The 19,884-nt window shown below is 31.9% G+C and carries 18 protein-coding genes; 1 reads left to right on the top strand and 17 read right to left on the bottom strand.

Going from position 1 to position 19,884, the window contains the following annotated elements:
- Positions 1-44: 44 nt before the first annotated feature.
- The gene (locus Q1A60_RS09350) at positions 45-470 is read right to left on the bottom strand and encodes a MarR family transcriptional regulator (RefSeq protein ID WP_299765896.1); all 426 of its coding nucleotides are present in this window, start codon (positions 468-470) and stop codon (positions 45-47) included.
- 205 nt (positions 471-675) lie between these two features.
- On the opposite strand from Q1A60_RS09350, the gene Q1A60_RS09355 reads away from it, so the two are divergent.
- Positions 676-1,869, top strand: coding sequence for a T9SS type A sorting domain-containing protein (locus Q1A60_RS09355; protein ID WP_299765894.1), 1,194 nt, complete (start codon positions 676-678; stop codon positions 1,867-1,869).
- 60 nt (positions 1,870-1,929) lie between these two features.
- Here the strand turns inward: Q1A60_RS09355 and Q1A60_RS09360 are convergent, their stop codons facing one another.
- The 16 genes from Q1A60_RS09360 to Q1A60_RS09435 all read right to left on the bottom strand — a co-directional run bounded on the left by Q1A60_RS09360 (position 1,930) and on the right by Q1A60_RS09435 (position 19,674).
- Positions 1,930-2,880: a hypothetical protein gene (locus tag Q1A60_RS09360; RefSeq protein WP_299765892.1), complete on the bottom strand. Its 951-nt coding sequence runs from the start codon at positions 2,878-2,880 to the stop codon at positions 1,930-1,932.
- Positions 2,881-3,068: 188 nt separating this feature from the next.
- The gene (locus Q1A60_RS09365; protein ID WP_300007593.1) at positions 3,069-4,445 is read right to left on the bottom strand and encodes a S41 family peptidase; all 1,377 of its coding nucleotides are present in this window, start codon (positions 4,443-4,445) and stop codon (positions 3,069-3,071) included.
- A 53-nt stretch (positions 4,446-4,498) separates the two neighbouring features.
- Positions 4,499-5,041: a porin family protein gene (locus Q1A60_RS09370; protein WP_299765888.1), complete on the bottom strand. Its 543-nt coding sequence runs from the start codon at positions 5,039-5,041 to the stop codon at positions 4,499-4,501.
- 102 nt (positions 5,042-5,143) lie between these two features.
- Positions 5,144-6,235, bottom strand: a complete 1,092-nt coding sequence (locus tag Q1A60_RS09375; protein WP_299765886.1) for a helix-turn-helix domain-containing protein — start codon at positions 6,233-6,235, stop codon at positions 5,144-5,146.
- A gap of 248 nt (positions 6,236-6,483) precedes the next feature.
- Positions 6,484-7,530: a M14 family metallopeptidase gene (locus tag Q1A60_RS09380; RefSeq protein WP_299765885.1), complete on the bottom strand. Its 1,047-nt coding sequence runs from the start codon at positions 7,528-7,530 to the stop codon at positions 6,484-6,486.
- Between the two features lie 397 nt (positions 7,531-7,927).
- Positions 7,928-10,153, bottom strand: coding sequence for a SulP family inorganic anion transporter (locus tag Q1A60_RS09385; protein ID WP_299765883.1), 2,226 nt, complete (start codon positions 10,151-10,153; stop codon positions 7,928-7,930).
- A gap of 295 nt (positions 10,154-10,448) precedes the next feature.
- Complete coding sequence (locus tag Q1A60_RS09390; protein ID WP_299765881.1) at positions 10,449-11,408, bottom strand: hypothetical protein; 960 nt, start codon at positions 11,406-11,408, stop codon at positions 10,449-10,451.
- A gap of 138 nt (positions 11,409-11,546) precedes the next feature.
- Positions 11,547-12,074, bottom strand: coding sequence for a hypothetical protein (locus Q1A60_RS09395; protein WP_299765879.1), 528 nt, complete (start codon positions 12,072-12,074; stop codon positions 11,547-11,549).
- Positions 12,075-12,428: 354 nt separating this feature from the next.
- Positions 12,429-13,490 carry a serine hydrolase domain-containing protein gene (locus Q1A60_RS09400; RefSeq protein WP_299765877.1) on the bottom strand — a complete coding sequence of 354 codons (1,062 nt, stop codon included), beginning with the start codon at positions 13,488-13,490 and terminating at the stop codon, positions 12,429-12,431.
- 7 nt (positions 13,491-13,497) lie between these two features.
- Complete coding sequence (locus Q1A60_RS09405; protein WP_299765875.1) at positions 13,498-13,992, bottom strand: DUF2807 domain-containing protein; 495 nt, start codon at positions 13,990-13,992, stop codon at positions 13,498-13,500.
- A gap of 68 nt (positions 13,993-14,060) precedes the next feature.
- Positions 14,061-14,855, bottom strand: coding sequence for an AraC family transcriptional regulator (locus tag Q1A60_RS09410; RefSeq protein WP_299765873.1), 795 nt, complete (start codon positions 14,853-14,855; stop codon positions 14,061-14,063).
- Positions 14,856-14,989: 134 nt separating this feature from the next.
- The gene (locus Q1A60_RS09415) at positions 14,990-15,373 is read right to left on the bottom strand and encodes a hypothetical protein (protein WP_299765870.1); all 384 of its coding nucleotides are present in this window, start codon (positions 15,371-15,373) and stop codon (positions 14,990-14,992) included.
- Positions 15,374-15,520: 147 nt separating this feature from the next.
- On the bottom strand, positions 15,521-16,270 hold the full coding sequence (locus tag Q1A60_RS09420) for a hypothetical protein (protein WP_299765868.1): 750 nt from the start codon (positions 16,268-16,270) through the stop codon (positions 15,521-15,523).
- A 567-nt stretch (positions 16,271-16,837) separates the two neighbouring features.
- Positions 16,838-18,091: a hypothetical protein gene (locus Q1A60_RS09425; protein ID WP_299765866.1), complete on the bottom strand. Its 1,254-nt coding sequence runs from the start codon at positions 18,089-18,091 to the stop codon at positions 16,838-16,840.
- Positions 18,092-18,324: 233 nt separating this feature from the next.
- Positions 18,325-18,891 carry a hypothetical protein gene (locus tag Q1A60_RS09430; RefSeq protein WP_299765864.1) on the bottom strand — a complete coding sequence of 189 codons (567 nt, stop codon included), beginning with the start codon at positions 18,889-18,891 and terminating at the stop codon, positions 18,325-18,327.
- A 75-nt stretch (positions 18,892-18,966) separates the two neighbouring features.
- Positions 18,967-19,674 carry a leucine-rich repeat domain-containing protein gene (locus tag Q1A60_RS09435; protein ID WP_299765862.1) on the bottom strand — a complete coding sequence of 236 codons (708 nt, stop codon included), beginning with the start codon at positions 19,672-19,674 and terminating at the stop codon, positions 18,967-18,969.
- Positions 19,675-19,884 lie beyond the last annotated feature (210 nt).

Here is a 19,884-nt window from a genome sequence, read left to right on the forward strand (position 1 = left end):
TAAATAGTTACATATAGTTAGCTAGACAACTAAATAAATAAAATTTAGTTGTCTAAATTTTTTTGAATTTTATTTAAAATTGATTTAATAGTTTGATTTTCTTGTTCAGATAGTTCTTGTAAACCTTTAAGACGTATTCCTTCAATAATAGGTTGTAAATTATGAATCAGTGTTTTTCCTTTTTTAGAAATAGATAAGGCTACTTGTCTAGAATCGGAAGAAGAAGAAATCTTTAAAATAAACCCTTTTTTATCCAATTGATTTACCATTCTTGAAATAGTAGGTTTATCTTTTACCAATTTTTCTCCTATATAAATTTGGTTTGTGGCTTCATTATCATTGATAACATTTAAAACTAACCATTGTTCTATAGTAATATCAATGCCATGAGATCTAAGAATGTTTTGTCCATACTGTCTTATCTTTCGAGCTGTAAGCTCGATCTGAAAATAAATATTATCATAAATCATATTGCAAATATATAATAAAAATAGTTAGCTAGACAACTAAAATTATTTTTAACACTTTATCTTTTATGATTGTACAACTTTCTATAGACTTGTAGAAAGTGGTTGTATAGGCTTTAACGCTAGGCTTTCTCTTTGGTTGTGAATCTCATAAGTCCGCTTTCGCGAAAGCGTAATTAGTACTATCTTCATAGTCAAAATACTATATATGAAAAAACAACTACTAGTATTATTCTTTTTAGTATCACTATCAGCACTTGCACAAGACGCTTGGACGCAACTTAACGATTTCCCTTTTGAAGCCTTTAGAAGTGGTAGTTTTGTAGTAAATAATGAAGCGTATGTTATTGTAAGAGAAGGGGCAGTTCCATCTAATTTCCCTTCTTCAATATATATGTATAATGTAGCGGAAGATATTTGGGAATTTGTTGTTGATATTCCTGAAGAGTTAGGACTTTTGATTGCGCCATTTGTAATCGAAGATCGTATATTTCTTATAGGGGAAAATCAAAATACATCTACTATCAGATTATGGGAATATAATCTTGATGACACTACTTTTGAAGAACGTACTCCATATCCTTTTGGAGTAGAATTTCCTTTTTCAGGTTTTCACGCTACTTCTTTTACCATAGATGGGCTAGGGTATGTAATGTCTTCTCCAACAAGTGAAGAAGATATTAATTTTGCCTCCTATGATCCAACAACGGATAGTTGGACAGAAAGAGCTTATTTTCCTGGGCCAGATGCTGGCGGAGGTAGTAAAGCATTTGTAGTTAATGATAAAGGATATATTGTTTTTGGTGAAGAACTAAAAATGGGACCTAAAAATGAATTGTGGATGTATGATCCTGTTTTAGATGTTTGGGAAGAAAAAACACCTCGTCAACAAGGGGTTTTAGCAAATCCAGCAGTTTTTGTAATTCAAGATCAGGTGTTTGTAGGTTTGGGTAACGTTGATATTGGTGTGCCAAATACGCTATATTCACGTTATAATCCATCTGAAGATTTATGGGATATCATAGAAGCTCCATCTTTTGTGTCAAAGAATCCTTTTTCATTTACTATCAATGGAATAGGATATGTAGGGGTTGGAGATAAAGGCATTACAGATGTCGAACCCACAGATGGAGTATGGCAACTTGATCCAGAGTTTTTATCTGTACCTGATGTGAATGCGACAAACATGTCTATCTTTCCGAATCCTGCTACACATATTGTATTTATTCAGAGTGAACTACCTATTTATAATGCTACTATATACACATCATTGGGACAGTCAATAACGACTATAAAAGTAGAGAATAATCAGTTGGATGTGTCTTCTTTATCTACAGGTATTTATTTTATAGAATTGACGAGTGAAATAGGAACGTCTATTCAGAAGTTGCTAAAGAAGTAACGGTATACTGGCACTTATTTATAAACAAGTGCCAGTGTATAGTTCTTTATTTTGAGTTAGTTATTCTATTCCAAAAGCTTCATCAAAAGCTTGCACTAGAAAATTAGTAATCGTTTCGTCATGATTTCCATTTCCAGTAATGATGTTCACATTTTTTGATTCTAAAAACTGAACTTCTTCGGATGTAAGACTCCCAACAGCGTCATCAGTGGTTCCATAAACGTAGGTTACTTTAGATAAGTCATCAATAGGAGAAAGAAGTTGCGTATATCGATTCATACCTAATCCAGCTGCTATTCTAGCAATATTTCTTTCAACCACATCTGTACTTGGTTCTGGATCTATAACTGGTGTCACTCCGTTCTCAAAAAAACCAAACCTCCCTTCAGCTAGTGCTTGCCACATCAGGTCATTAATATCTAATCGACCTGCCATTATTAGATAGTTGTCAGCAATACCTATTCCTTTTGTTGCAATAAGTTCTTGGGTCATAAAAGCACCAAACGAAATGCCTAATACATACACTGTTCTACCGTCGTCTTTAAAATAACGAATCACTTGATCTAGTATCTCTATACTTTCTGTATTAATGGTGACCGCCTCATCTAATGTAATATCATTGCCGCCTAAAATGTTTGGGTTTAATGTTTGTGCTTGATGCACATTTACAGTAAGAATATCGGTAGTATTAAAATTTTCAGTAATGAAATTTACTTGATCAGTTCCGAGTGCTATATCTGACCCTTCTTGGACATTAATTAATACGATAGGTGCATTTTCATCGCCTCTGAAATAAATAAGGTCTTTAATCTCTTGGGGTATTTCAGTAGTTGTTTCAGTTTCAGTTTCTGTAGTTGTTTCAGTTTCTGTAGTTGTTTCAGTCATTTCAGTAGCTTGCTCATCATCATTACCACAAGACAAAGTAACGATAGTTAGTACTACAAGGAGCATTCCGTGAGCTACGTATTTAAAACGATGTGGAGGTGTCATTTTTAAGAATATTCTTTTCATTATGTGTGTTTTTTGATTTATGGTTGTAAAAGTATGTGTGTCAAAAAAGCACAGAGGTAATTTTGTGTCAGGAAACGTTCTAAAACAATAAAATGATACAAATCAGGACGTTTTTTGAGATTAATTGTGATTGATATTACTTGACCAAACAATCTCTATTTTACCAAAATACATAGCGGGTAACTTCTTTAATTTTCTAAGACTTCTAGCGCACGATCTATTCCGCTATCAATACCTTCTTCAAAATCTGACGTTGAGAAAAAAGGAATTTGGTTTTCTGGATCACTTGGACCAATTCCTACAATTTCAAAAACTGTTCCTTGTGCGTCTGTATAGATTTCATTAGATAGTCCTATTTCTGCACCATTTGGTAGCGTGTGATTTAGTATTGTAGAAAAAGCACCTGCAGTATTTTCTCCTACAATAGTTACATAGGGTTGATCTTTTAAACATAATGTAAAAAGCTCTCCAGCACTTACCGTAATAGGGCTTGTAAGTATTACAATATCTTCTGTAAATTGAAAATTACCTTTTGGTTCTATTGAGAAAGCAGTATTTTCTGTAAAAGTATCTCCTAATCGTGCTTTTTTGAAGTAAGATAATCGTTCTTGATCCATAAAACGAGAAGCGATATCTAGGGCTACCGTATCAATACCTCCTTCATTAAAACGGAGATCCAGTACGAGCTTAGAAATTCCTGCGGCAGCAAGATCCTCCATGATGGTATCTAAAAGAGTATTTAATGATGACAACTCATTATTAAAATCAGTACCGTATCCTTGCATGGTAATGATATTGATATATCCTGTATCATTGTCAATGAATCCCCATATGATATTCTCTCTGTCATCTATTTCAAACGCTCCTCCTAAATAATCAGTGACTATGGTAATGATTTTTTCATTGCCCAGATCATAAAAATCTTGTACTTCTTCTATAATCAAATCTCCGCTTAAATTTGTATTCAATCTCTCTAACAATCTGACATCTCCAGATTCAATTTCAATACCTAGTTGCTCATCATATATGCTTACATGACCGTCTTGTAACACTAAAGCTACTTCTTCTATAATATCATATAGGTTTTCATTAGTGACTATATCTCCCAGGCCTTCAAAGTGTGACCAGTCAATATTCCGAGCTTCAAAAAAAGCATAGTAGTCATTAAAAATATTCCAGAAATGGTCATAATTCACCTGTGGATCATCCGTCATAGCTATCTGGTCAGATAGACAGAATGGGTTTTGTTCAGGGAGTCGGGTAAATACGACATCTATGTCTGATAGATCAGAGGAAGCAACGAGCTCGTTTTCACTTGTTTGATTTAATGTAAATCCGAAGAAATCTTCGATGACAAAATTATCATCTTGAAGGACACATCCTACGGAATTTACATTATAGAATAGATCGTTACCCTCTGTAAATTCAAAAATATATCCTTTTTCAGCTGAAAACCACGTGCCATTGATGGAATCTCCTGATGAGGGAGTAGGAGTTGTGTCATCATCATTTTCACAAGAGAACATACATAATAAAAGAACCCATAGATACCCTTTTTTCATCATTATAAAAAGGAGTTGTTTGTTTGTTGTTTTGAACATCATCATTTGATTTTTAATTAGAAAAAGAAGTAACCAACAGCTACCTGAAGGAAACGATTTTTAGTAGTAATTCCATCCACAGTACTTATATCAGAGAGTCCTAGATTATATCTGGCATTAAAGAAAAGTCCGTTGTTAAGCGTATATCCTACTCCCAAATTCATACTAAGGTCTACGTTTGTAAATACGTCTTTTATATCTGCATCTGTATCAGTATCTTCTGCAGAAAGTAAAAAACCTATTTGCGGACCTACTTCTAGACTTAATCCTTTTACTACATAATATTTCCCTATCAAAGGAACATTGAGATAGGTAAGAATAGCAGATGAGGACCCTTGACCTGAGTACATCAATTCGGGTTGGAAAGAAATTTTTTCTGAAATAGGAACTTCTACAAGTAACCCAAAAACAATATCTGTAGTAATATCAAGTTCATTTTCAGCATCGTTAGTAATGGTTGCAAAGTTTAAACCAGCTTTAGCGCCAAATTTTAGTTCTTGCGCATTCATAGTGATTAGTCCTATAACTGTAAAGGCAGTTATGAATAGTCGTTTTCTCATTAATTACGTTTTTTGATTTATAGCTGTAAAACTAAAGGTGTCAAAGAAGTAAAAAGGTAATTTTTGACCTTGAGATGTACTAAAATAGCAGTGCGATACGAATTAGGACATTTTTTGGAGTTTTCTATAGGCTCCTGGAGACATGCCTAAACTAGCTTTGAAAGCACTATAGAAAGCACTCTTTGATTTAAAGCCAGCTTCCATACCTATGGCTTCTACAGAGTACTTATGAAATACAGGATCGTGCAATCCTTTTTTTGCAGCTTCAATTCGGTATTCGTTTACAAATTGAATCACACTTTTATGGAGCTCTTGATTGATAATTTGAGAGATATTCCCTTCACTGGTTCCTAATCGTTTGGCTAGATCTAATCTACTTAATAAAGGATCTTTGTATACTTCTTCCTCTTCCATTAAGGCATATAGTTGAGGAATGATTTTGGAAGTCGTTGTTGAATTGGTTTTCTTTTTGGGTGATGAAGTATCTGGTTTTTTCAAAACCAGATACTCATGAATTTCGTCTCTTTGTACTACAATTTGTAGTTTGAATATCCCATAGTACAAGATCCACCACAATAAAAAAGAAACAAGAATCCAGATGGAATCTGTAATGTGTTCTGAATTAAATGTATAAAATTCTATACTAGAGAACAGCCAACAAATCACAATGATAATCATAAAGAGATTAAAACGGAGTAACCATCGTTTTTTGTCTCCTGAGATCGTATTGGATTTTTTTATTAAATGTCTACTCCAAAAGATTAAAAATATATTAAAGAGTAAGGTCCCGATATCTTTTACTATAAACACAACTTCAGCAAAAAGTGAATCATATAAATGAAAAATATCATCTAAATGAAGAATAGTTTCCACGATCACTGCGCAGATAAAAGGTGCATATAACCATTTGTACCATTTCTGTTTAAGGTATTCATGCTGAATCTGGATGAGGAAATACGTACATAATGTCACTGCAATCAATAATTCCATCATGATAAAAGACAAAAAGCTTAAAAAACCACTTTCTGGAGCGTATAAATCTAAAAGAGCTAACGTACTTATTAAAAATAGAGATACAGAGAGAAACGTATTAGCACGGCTTTTATAAAAAGAAGTTGTTACTAATGCAATACTAATAAAGTACCCTATGATGATACTCGCAATGATCGCAATGTCTCCTAGTGTTATATTCAATGATTGTTAGAATTTAGTTAGTTATGTATTTAGATGCTTAGCGATGGGCATAAAGATGGTTCATAAACGCGTGCTAATATACTTGATACCTTAACTATAAAAACCTAATTATAGTATAAGGATTCGTTAATTATATGATAATATGGGTATACATGTATACGCTTTCGCGAAAGCGTATAAAACATTCATTGAAGTAAAAAAATAATGTAATGATACTCACCAAAGAATAGAAATAGTAACCACGCGTTTTAGTTTTCTATATACGAACTGATACACATAACCGTATCATCTACATTGATGGGAGGCGTGGCAAGCATGTATAAAACGATCCCATCTGTTGAAGCGTTGTATTCTTCTAACGTATTTCCAAATTCGTCAGTGGTATATCCAACGATATCGCCTTTCTTTACACGATCTCCAGCTTTATAATCACTATAAAAAATACCTTTGACACTAGAATCAATATACACCTGCGAATTGCGATAGATAATATTTTTATGAGCTCCCGTACCATTTGTATACATTCCCATGGTCTCCAACATATTGAAAACTCCTTTTTTTATGAGGGCTACATTTTCTTCTTGTACATTTCCTAATTTACCACACTCAATACTCAAGGCCGTTTTTCCATCTTGAACAGCTTGTTTGAATGTATACTTTGCTGGGTCTTTTTCTGTGATCGTATACGGATAGGAAACTACATACTCAAATCCACTTTGTTCAGAAAGCTTTTTTGCCAGTGCCGTCTTATCTGGTTTCTTTTGATTATCATAATAACAAACAAATGGAATTAAATCTTCACAAGCATCTCCTCCGTGTATATCCAAAACAACATCACTCTCTGAAATAATATGTGTTGTTATAAAATAGGCTATTTGCTCAGTGATACTTCCATCTTTTTTACCAGGAAATGCATTGTTTAAGTTTTTGTTGTCTTGAGGGTTTATAAAAGGGGTGCGTGTATAAAAGGAGCCTTTATTAGCAATAGGAATGATAATAAGAGTCCCCTTAAGTTTCATGGGGTCTATTTCCTTTAGAAGTGCTTGCGTCGCTACAATAGGAGGATATTCATAGCCATGTACACCAGCAATCATTGTAAATACAGGTCCTTCTTCTTGCCCTTTAATAATAGAAATAGGAAATTCTACACTATTACCCGATGTATCAGAAAATGGGACACGCACGTTTTCTTTGGTAGCAATCGTTATCGTATGAAGCGCTTTTTGAAAATTATTTTGCGCAAGTGTCATTTGAACCATAGCGAAGGTCAAAAAAAATAGAAGTATTCTTTTCATAGATCTAAGATTTTGCTAGAACAATACATTATATAGAGGCCTCAAAATAGGCGATAGTATTCACAAATTTAAGTTGATTTTTAATACTTTATGGACTCTTATTGCATATTCCCTCAAACTCGTTGAAACATTTTTGAGTACGCTTTCGTACTTCGACTACGCTCAGCATAAACTTCTACGTCATTGCATTCCTTGAAAGCGTATATAACAGTAATTACAATGTGAAATAGCGTATTTTTAATAGAGCATTAATTACAATAAGAACTAGCTGGGGACTGCTTTCTCACTATATCTTAGGAAACGTAGTCCATTCTTTTTGTGTATGCTATTGTTCCCATTTCTATAAACATTGCTTGTAGAGGTTTCTATTTGCAGCTCTTAAACTTCAATTAGTGTATTATTTTGCATCCAAGAGTGTGGCCAATTCTTTACCATAGTCTATAAATGCAATGGTTTCATCTGTACGAGCCAATTTAATTTTATTAAAAACGATTAGTGCCTCGCCGTTGCTTTCTAAATGATAAATCTGATGATTTTCGAAAAAACGAATGATTTCATCCGTAAAAAATGATCGAATTTCAGCTTCATTATTCCCCATAAGCAGAAATTTTTTAGAAAAATCTGGGTACATCTTAAAATCAATATCTTTATAGCCTGTAAATGCCATCACCCGATCAAATATTTTTTCTAATACCCCTTCTTTTTCCATCGTAAAAACAGGTATTTTTTTATTCAATTTTAAGACCATTAGCGTTGTATTAAATGTTTCCGCTGTAAAAGCCTGGCCTTCATTAAATGTGATATCTGAAATTTCCCAAGATACCTCTGAACCTTCATAGGTCCCTTTGAGAGAATTGTATTTGCGTTCAATGGGTCTAATTTCGAAAAAGTGAAACTTCTTTAAATAAATTGTATTCCAATCTATTTGACTCGTGTATTGATAATTTTTCTCAGTGGCTAAATTTCGTAATCGTTTTTGCCTTTGTGATAACTTAGCAGAAGAACTAGTCAAACTAATTTTTAAAGCCCTATTATAGGTAGATGAAGAAACATGTGAATCCAATCCTGTTATAAAGACCTTACCGCCTGTCGCTCTTTGTGTTTTTAAGTATTCTACCAGGTAGTCCATATAGGTCATACCTACCAATCTTGTTTCTGATAAATCAATATTAACATCTGCTCCCGAAGGAATTTGAGCTACTAATTTGTCGATTTTTATAATTCCTAAAAAATTAGCAATCCCTCTAATTTTTAAATCAAACGTGTCATCTGGTCGCTTTATTAATTTTGTACGTGAGCGATACACCATTTTAAAAAATTGTGGGATGGACAGTTTCGCCAATAACATGTGAATAATGAGTGCTAATAATAATCCTCCAAGTAAACCAATTAATAAATTAGTGTATAGGGTTAAAATCATCGTTGCAATGAAGAAGATGAGTTGCTCAGTCCCTTGATTATATGCTTGCTTAAAGACTGATGGCGATGCTAATTTAAATCCTGTATATACGAGTAAAATAGCAAAAGCACATAGTGGTACTTGTCTCATTATTGGACTCAATACTACAATAAAAAGGAGTAATAAAAGTCCTTGATACATGTTAGACCACTTTGTCTTTGCTCCATTATGAATATTGACCGTACTTCGAATAATCACAGCAATAATTGGTAAACCCCCAATCAGACCCGCTACCACTGTACTCAATCCAATACCTGTTAAATCCTTATTCAAATCTGTCTTTCGTTTATAAGGGTCAATTTTATCAACTGCTTTTGCAATGGCTAAGGATTCAATACTTGTTATAATCAAAATAGAAAATACGGTTGTCCAGAATTCGATAGTATTAATTTTACTAAAGTTAGGATGCATAATAGAATCCGTAATCGTGTCAGGAATGTCCAACAATAGTTGAGGTCCAACCTCATATGCTTTTCCAAAGAATGAAAGCGTATGTTCGTCAAAGAAATTGAAGGTATATACAAAAGGAATGGAAAGGGCTATGACCCACATAGGTGCAGGTAATAAATGGAAAAATCGATTACTAATTTTAGAATGAAATAGTAATAAAAGTAATCCCGACAAGGCAATAATCACGACAAATGGATTGGCTTGAGGTAGATATACAACTGCATCGATCAAGTTTTGTATAATGTTAGGGCTATCAGAATGCGTACCCATGGCAACATGGATCTGTTTTGCAAATATGATAATTCCAATAGCTGCCAAAATACCGTGAATCACAGAAGAGTGGAAGATATCTGCTAATCGGCCTAATTTCAATACCCCCAATACCATTTGAAGAGCACCTGAAACTACCACCGCAGCCAATACATAATTAAAGGCTTGACCTGAACCATCATCCATTAGTACAATACCTAAAAGAATGACCCCGATAACTCCTTTTGCAGGTCCGTTGACAGATATGTGTCCACCTCGATAAAGAGTTGTCACCACACCACCAATAATTGCTGAAAAGATACCTGACATTGCTGGTGCTCCTGCAGCCAAAGCAATACCTAATGAAAGGGGTAATGCAATGAGTGCAACACTTACCGCTGCTATTAAGTCATTTTGCCAATTTTCAATTAATCCCTTAAAGCCTTTTTTGGGTATGTTGTCCATGTATTTAACTATTCGATGGTTTATTAATAGGAACCTAAATCAACTAAAATAGTAAATATTCGGAATTATTAAGGTTGCGCCAAGAAAGTTGTTAAGATACTCTAAAAAATGGAACTATTTTCTTCTGATATATTTGATTGATAATTATGGTTTATACGCTTTCAAGAAACGTAGTGATGAAGAAGTTTGTACTGAGCGTAGCAAAAGGTATTTACGAGTATTTGAAGCGAGAAACAGTATATTTTGTTTATAAGACACCATGTTTAAACTAGCGAGAACAGGGCGTATATACTTTTTATTTCCAATATTTTATTTTTCTTGTCTCAATATAAATCGGTATGAATTTGTTAGATTTTGCAAAATACTCTTTCATTGAAACAGTTCTTTTTATCCAATTCCCAAATTGGTCAAATTCATAGTCATATTCTAATTCTCGATTTAATTCTGAATTTTCATAGATTTTTTCATTGATAGGATTATATAAAATGTCAAATTCAGTGATGTTATCAGTATACTTTTTTAAATCCGCTGCTATGGTATAAGAGGTTTGTTTTAAAATTCTTCCATCTTTCCATTCTGTTTCACTTATCATTTCCAGCCATTCTGTTTTATATGATGATTCAACAAGATTATTGTTATTGTCATATTTATATAGATTAGATGTCATTGACTTTTTATTCCCTTTTTCTTTTTGTGTTGCAGACTTTATTTTATTGTTATTGTCAAAATCATATTCAAAATTAACTTCGGTTGTATCATTTCCTTTAATAGTAACTTGTTTTATTGGATAATCATTTCTCCCAAAATAAGAAATCATTTTGTGGTCAATTGTATCATTTAAAAATACATTTAGTTCACTCGTGTTTTTTATGGAATCATATTCAACAGTTTGAAGGATATTAGTATTGTTTGATTTGCTAAATGAAATACTTTTTATAAACTTTTTATTTTCATTATAATCTATAACATTCGTTTGTAAAAGTTCGCCATGATTATCAAAGTATTCTGCTTTTTTCAATTCCCCAAAATCTGTGTATTCTTCTATTTTATTTAGTACAGATTTATCTTCCTTGTCTGTGTTTTGAAAAGTTGTTTTGAAGTATTCTATTTTTTTAACTTTTCCATAAAGGTTATTTCTTTGTAGTGTGTTTTTGTAATCTGAATAGATTGGTTTTAAATCAGTCCTCAATTCCGTTTTTTCTTGGCAAGAAAGCAAGATTAATGGTATTAAAGTCAGAAGGTGAATTTTTCTCAATGTTCGTTTTTTCTAATGTGGAACAACGATTTGTTTGTGATTTCGTTGTGTGTTTTAGTAATTAATTCAGCAAATACATACCGAATAGAAAATCTGTGAGGGTTTTCAGAAGTAGGTGTATAGCATTGTTGTAATCAGTTATTTTTTTATTTCAATTTTTTCTATTTCAAATATCTCAGGTAAGTTTTCAATATCTTTTTCTGAGATTAAATATTCACCACTAAAGCTATTGTCAAATATGATTTTATACTTTTTGATTGAATATGAAAAACCTACATCAAAAAGACCTGCTCCTTCTGGTCTTAGCGTATTTGAGGATGAACTATAATTACTTAATTCAATTCCTTCTGTTAATTCTTCCTTTAAATTAGCAAATTCTTTGCCCTCGGGTTTTACTCCTCCAATAGTGTGAGAGTATCCTCCGCTTTCGTTATTCGTTTTATTGGATTGATTGCTTATCAACTGCTCTAGAATAAGATACTGTTGACCATCAAATTCTGTTTTTCTTAACCAAAGCCCATTTTCCATCGGTAGTTTTGGGAGAACCTGTACTTCAATCGTTTCCGTTGTGTATTTTTTGCCATTAAATTCAAAATCAAATGGTCCAATTTTATATTTTTTTGCTTTTTTAAAAATAATTACTCTTTGAAAGTCATCTGATTGCATTCCAAAAATCGAAGTGGAGCGAGTGAAATCAATATTTTCACCTAATTCTTTTTTGAAATAGTCTGTTAGAAAATCAATATTTATTGAAAAAGTAACGCTTTGTCCAACTCTGGGTTCAGGATTATCAATTTCGATTTGCAGTTTTTCTTGTCCAATTGTATGTAATGAACAAAAGATTAAAAGTAATAATATGATTTTTTTTATATGGTTTTATTTAGTTGACTACAGCGTGATTGTATAAGATTAGTTACTTGGTTTAAGCACTAAATTTAGCAAATAAATCACAGATATAAAGTTCGCAAGGACTTTCGTAAGTAGGCTAGAACTAGCAATTAATCTTATACTTCTTAGAGATCAATTTTGTTTATTTGGAATATTGAAACTCTGGTTGTTTAATATTGCATTAATTGCGCGATTTAACTCCCATAGTTTATAATTTTTATTATTCGTCAAAAGAATAGTGGTAAGACCATTTTCCAAATTATAATCTACTATTGATTCATAATCAACGTTTGAACCTGAAGCTTGATGTCTATTAATAATACCATTTTTAACATTAGTGAAGCCAAGAGATGATTGATTAGCATTTTTATGTTTTAGAGGTGTAGCCAAGATTTGTATTGATTCAGTTGATATAATTTTTTCAGCATATAATCCTTGAATCCATTTGTATAAATCTTCAGGTGTTGTATAAGTTCCACCATCCATTTGATAGATTTCTTTATAGTTGATGCCTTCATTGTTAAACCCTGTAGCAAATTGAGAAGTTTCTTTAACAGGTGAAAGAAACGTGTTTTCCATTTTCAATGGGATTAAAATATGTTTTTTAACATATTCATTAAAAGACAATCTTGAAATATGTTCAATTATTAATTTTCTAATAAAAACGTTATTATTGCTATAGAAGAAATTGGTTCCAGGTTCAAATTCCAATTCTTTAATATTTTTTAAATCAGTGTAAACATCATCGTTAGTTCTAACTCTGTCCCAATTGTATTTAGGTAAACCACTTGAGTAATTTAGAAGATGACTTACTTTCACCTTTTCAGCCCAACTACTAGGTAACCCTAAATTGAATTTTGAGATTTTATCGTCTAGATTTATTTTATTTTCTTCTACTAATTTCATAATACTAGCAGCACTCAACTCTTTTGAAATTGAACCAATATTAAAAACCATATTTGGTTTTAATTCTTTTGTTTTAGAACCATCGGTAAATCCAAAGCTATTTTTATAGATAATACTATCATTTTTTACCACAAGAATACTTCCATTGAAAAGACCTCTATTGAAAGTAGTTAGTATTAAAGAATCAATAGTGGAATTATTTATTGGTTTTATTGATATATTACTTTTATTGTCATTACAAGAAAATAATATGCAAAAAACAGAAAAGAAGCTGTATAAGTATTTCATGAAATAATTAATATTTGTGAGGCTTTTTATTATTAATCAATGTATTAACTGATTTATATTTAATGTCACTCTCAGAATCTTTATAGATGATAAGAGTGTTAAAAACAATATTAGTTAAATCTACATTTGCTCCGTTTTCTGAAATAACGGAAAGTGTGTTCATTGTCGAAAATGTAGAGCTCATAGAAATATCTGCTCTGTTGGTTATTACGAGTTCTTGAATATTTGATGTATAAATAGTTATGAGAATATTTTTCAAATCTAAATTTTCATATTGTTCTTTGACTTTAAGCGTGAGTTTGTCATCTAGGACTTGCCAATCTAAAAATTCGTTATGTTTTTTTTGATTTAAAATTTCTATTCTAGATTCTTTGGATTTTACGATTTCGATAGAGGCCTCTATATTGCTTTCAATTGATTGAAATTTCGGAAGTTCAATTATATTTTGAGAAATAGAAATATTCCAAAACATTAAACTACAAAGCAAGATTATAATTTTCATATTGAAGTTATTATTTTGGTAAATATAAATGAAAGAATAATCTTATAATAGAATGAGATTAGCATTATCTAAAGATTACGAAACTCGCTAGGAAGGAAGCCTGTAAACTGCTTAAAATTTCGCGAAAAGTGACTTTGGTCTGCAAAACCGCAATGATATGCTATGTCTATAAGAGGTAAGTTTGAATTTTTAATTAAGTCAATACTGTTTTTTACTTTTAATTTCCTCATGTATTCTCCATAAGTACAATTAAAGTATTTTCTAAACTGCTTTGAAATAGTTACTGGATGCACACCAATAATAATAGATAGTTCATAAAGTGAAATTTGTTCTTGCCATCTGTCATTAAGTAATTCGAAAAGAGTCTCAATCCATTTTGGTTTATGTATGTTTTGATTCTTTAGAGAGCTAGATATTAAATCAAACACAAGTAAGTCAATTGAATTTGAACTTAAAGAATCATTTATATGAAGCTCTTGGAGTAATTTTAGAGCTAGAAATTTAGCATCAATATTATTTATTGAAGATAAAATCTGTGAGCTAGTAAGATAGTCTTTCAAAAAACTAAACTCTTCAAATTCTATATTGAGGTTTTGTGAAAATTCTTTACGAAATTCGGTTTTGTGAGGTTGGTTAGAAGGATAAAAAAAGAATTCTCCTGCTTTTCTCTCATAAGATTTTTTCTCTCTGAATTCAATATCTCCTCCTTGATAAATAAAAGTAATAATTGGGTTTTTATGACTATGAAGACCACCTTCATTTTGGTTAGTAGTAAACCGTGTTGAACTAATAAATACGTTTTCAGTTTGTAGGCTTTTTTTTATTATTCCTGTATAACAGCCTTTTTCTAATTGATATGACATTTGTCTTTTTTAATTAATGCTAACGGTCTCGTATAACAGTCAGTTACGGGTTAACATGCGTTAATTTTCGGTTTAGCTCAGACCTTAGCAATTCCGAGTAGATTCGGATATAGTCGAATCCGCCGTAATTGCGGTTATAAATTGTTGTACTGCATATTTTTTTTGAATTTTATTGGTCTATTGAAAATTGTCAATTCAATTTCAGATTCAGTTTCAATATAATTTATTCTAACTGGGGTTTTTTCATTTTGCCAAATCAATAATTCAGTTTTTGTGAATTCTATTCGTCCGCTGTAGACTCTCCAAAATCCGTAATTATCTTTTTGATCCCATTCAGAAGCGGGCATAAAAATTTTTATCTCTCTGTTAAGATTGTTATGGTCTGATAATTTTATTTCCCATTTCCCTTTGCAAGGATATGTGTCAATCCAATTGCTCCAATTCAGTCCGTGATTTAAAACTTCAATGTCATCTATTGAGATCCACTTGTCATATTCTGTCAGAATTGGGTTTTTCATATGTAGTACAACATCTTTGTATTAGATTTCGTTGCGTTTGAGTACTAAGTTAGCAAAAAGGGAATAAATGTTTGAGATTTCGGCAGCAACTTCGAATGACTCTTAAAGGACTTAGTAATGAATTATACAAGAGGTTACCACATGTTTTTATTCAATTTCTTTTAAAATATAATCTTCCTTTTTATTTCCAAAAACCGACACATAAATTTTATTTTTGATTTGCTTCTTTAATACAAAAGGGGCATAATTTTCGGTAAATAATATATCAAATCCATTATGGTTTATTCGTTCCCACATAAAATGGTCAGAATCTCCAAATTTCCAAGAATTACTCACATAGACAGAGTCATTTATAAATTGAATAGTATCAGTCCATTTTCTAAATTTCCTAACGTACTTTTTTCCAGTCAACTTTAAACCAGTAGATTTATTTTTCAATGAATCAACTAATCGCTTATAAACTCTGTTTTGATTAAAATTTTTCAATACAAAACTGTCTTTTGTCAATGGGTCAATTATTTCAGAATTAAAGTCTTTGTTTCCAGCAATTATAAAACTGTTTCCCTTTAATTCGAATTTTTCAATCTGTTCGTTTTCATAAGAATCGTATTTAAATTTTTTAATATTAAAAGTCCCGTTATCGAAAGTAATCAATTGGTTAAAAGAAAAATCTCCAACAACATACTCTTTAATAGAATCATTGTTAGAAAACTTATAGGATGATATCCAAGTTCCGTTCAATTTTTTTTCATTGTGACAAGAGGTCAAAATAAAAGTCAAAATCAATATGCTAAACAGTTTTCTCAAATGTATGGTACTTTTAATATATGTGTCGTAGTAGAGCAAATTGTTACCAAACCTTCGATTTTTTTGTGCATTAATTGCTAACTTTTCCATTTTGGAAGTATTGCACCTTACCAAATATACAATAGCTAATCGATCGGTCACTTAGCTGCTATGATCACATATATCGTGTTGTAGAGCGTTTCGTTTTTATATACTGTCAATAGAAAGTATTTTGTCAAGATATAATTAATTCATCTTTTTGGATATCAAACTTTTCTTTTAACCAATTAGTTATTTGCCATAAGTACTGATACTTTTTTCTTTTTCCGAATCTATTTACATATACTACTGATTTTTCAGGAAGATTAATAATAAGATAGTATTCATTATTTATTTTCTTCGCTTCTAGAGAAGAGTAAGTTTTATCCTCAATACATTTCGTTAAGTTATTAAACAATTCGAAATTTTCATTCCCCATTCGATTTTCAGGTATTTAATAATTTGGTATAGCGGTTCGGGTATATCGAGAGTGGTGAGGTACGAGCCATTCTCTGATCATGCCGTGTTATGTGTGGTGACTCTATTCTTCATTTGGATTAATTCATCTATTCTACCATATCTCCCATCCTATAAAGATCTTTTGGTTATCTATTTGGAAATAAAGTTTTGCTATGATGCCTAGTTAAATTCAGTTTTTAGGGCTATATTCTTCTGATTTAATATGACAATTTCAAAGTCGGATTTATCCAAAACTAATGTAACCTTCTTGTCATCCGTCTCTTGTATATCATAAGGAACGGCTTTGCCGACTTTCTCACCTTTTTTGTAGGCAAGTACCAAACATGGGCATTGGATATTTTCTTCAACAAATGATAGTTCCACTTCTTTACGATCACCATACACCATCCATTGCGGACGATCATACTTTTTACTTCTTGGATGGAAAACTGCTATGTCATACCTGAATGTGCCCATAGGAGGTAAATCAAGAGAAGCTTCCTTTCGTTGCTGACCAAATAGCTCACCAGATTCATTGACAAAAACACTAGGTCTTTCTAGATCTGTAATCTGATAGTACGAGTTTTCGTAATCCCTATTACCCTTTTCAGAATAAATTGTCTGACTTATGGTTAATGGGTCAACTCCTGTAAATTCCGTCAATCTCCCTGCCATCGCCTTTCCCCAGCCCATGGAATTGTTAGGCATATCTCCTTCGTACACATGATCAAATCCACAATGAATTAATATCTTTTCGTTGGGGTATCGATTTAGATAGGATTCAATATTCCGGGCTTGATTAATTTCTCTTTCCTTCCCATTATTATGTCCACTGCTTTCGTACCCAAATATATTGAACCCCATATCAAAGGCAGTTCTTATTAAATTGCCAAATTGAGGTTCTTGTGTAAAATATCCAGAATCAAGAATAGGATAACCATTGGCTTGCATAATTGAATCTGCTTGAGGCGTATTAAAATATCCTTCCATTCCTAAGTGCTTAAAGCCTCTTCTTTTGAGTCCTTCAAGTAGTCGAGTGGTAAAAATTCGATGTTGGGGCATTTGATGAGCTTCATTTATGATGACTACTTGGTGCTCTTCAGCTTCATTCAATATGTAATCTATTGCATCCATTGCTTTGTAGAGGCCAAAACTATCTCGTTGTTCCTGCGTAAGTCCAATTTCAATTGATTCTTTCGTATCCCAAATCTCATGCATCCTTTCTATGTTTCCGATTTTGGCAAATTCCCATGCTGTTCTATCTACCATTGTAGGAATGGTATCCCAATATGAAGAAAAATTGTACGGCATCTCATTTGACTCTGTATCAAAATGAAAGTCAAGCTCCACAAAATTTAACTTTTTCTGACCTTTATTTTTGGTATTGCAGGCAATGCTCAGCAAAGAAATAGCAATAAGAAATAAGTATTTCATTAATTGGTTTTTTTACATTTTCGGTTTTTTTGATTGTTTCATTACACATAATGGACTTGTTTATGAAACGTAGCGTGCAAAAAGACACTAACTTTTCGGGTTAACACAGAGCCGAATTTTTATTTTTTGTTTTTATTTTTTTTCTTAATACCAAATCAAAAGATTTGGCGATTTTGCAAATAGACAATAACCTTTTGATTAAACACCAATCGCCCTATTTTCTATATATTGTGTTAGGCTTTGTTTTTGTATTTATTTATTATTTCATCATCCCATACTTGGACTTCAATGTATTTGTCATATTTAAACCTTTCTTCTGTTTTACATTTTTCATCCGATGGGACTCCGTAATTATTTATTAGGTCATTCATTTCGTCCAATAAGAAAACTTGTCCGTTACAATCTTTTCTATAAGTTGCGAGTTTTGGCTCATCGTAAAATTGAAATGAGACCATACTATCTGGATAAGTAAAACTTATATGTTCAGGTTTAAAGTCGGTTAAAGGAATTTTTATAACACCAGGATTCACATACCAAGATTTTGCCCAATCACATTTCCCCAATGTAAAATAAAATGGGTCATTTCTGTTAGGTTTTCCACCTTTTGAGATTAATTGTTCCTTAATTCTCTTTTCTAACGCTAACCTTAATTCAATATAATTTTCAGGTCTTTTGCTATTCCAACCTTTCGAGATTTGATTTTGGATTTTTTTAGCTTTTTCATAACCATATTCGGTAATATTTCGGAATGGTCCGTTGTCGAGTTCATAATAATGAAATAAGAATTTCGGTATATTCATATTTTTTCTCAAATAAAGCCTAACGGTTATTGTAAAATGCATTTTAATGCATTTTTACATTGTGTAATACACTTTTTAATCTTCATCTATTATTCTCAGTTCTGGTAGAATCTTCTTTATCTTTTCCAAATTCTTAATTTCCTTTTCATCTATTAATAGATGAGTTAGTTTCTTAAGGTTTTCAATTTCTACAGGTATTAATTCAATTTGATTCTCGTGTAGCCATAAATTGTAAACGCTTTTCAGTTTTGTTAGCTCAAGAGAAAACTCTGTCAATTCATTTCTTGAGAGATCACAAAAACCAACATTTTCTAGTTCCCCGAATCCTTCTGGAATAGTTTTGATTCTATTACCACCTAATGATAATCTTTCAAGGTTAATGCAATTAGATATTGAATTTGGGATTATCTCAATTTGGTTATAACTAAAATTTAAGATTTTTAATTTATTTAAATCTCCTATTGAATTTGGGATAGACTTGAATTTTGAAGCATTTGCTGTAATCTCTTCTAAATTCTTGCATTCTGATATTTCTTCAGGTAAATGTGATAAGTTAGTTCCTGAAACATCCAAAATTTTCAAGTTTTTTAATTGTCCGATTTCAGATGGAATTTCGGTTAACTTCTTATTGTTTCTCAATCTTAAAGTATGAACCTCCTCTTTATGCGAGAATGCATCTTCAAGGCTATAGCAAATGCCATAATCTTTTTGAGTCTGTGCGATCGATATCGTCCAGAAACAACACAGTGAAATTGATAGTACTATTTTATTTAATGTTCTCATTCTTATTGTGTATAACGGTCTAGTATAAGAATAGTTGCGGGTTTACGTGCGAGGAATTTCCGAAGGAAATTCAGACGTAGCAAACACGCAACGACCTTTGATTAAGCACTAAACCGCAATTGTTTTTATACATTGTGTCTGTTGCACAAGTTTTGTTAAAAATACGTATAATTAGTAACTTGTTGTATGCAAGGCTTTAAGATTTATCAG

The sequence above is a fragment of the uncultured Dokdonia sp. genome, assembly GCF_947492535.1.
Lineage (GTDB): Bacteria > Bacteroidota > Bacteroidia > Flavobacteriales > Flavobacteriaceae > Dokdonia.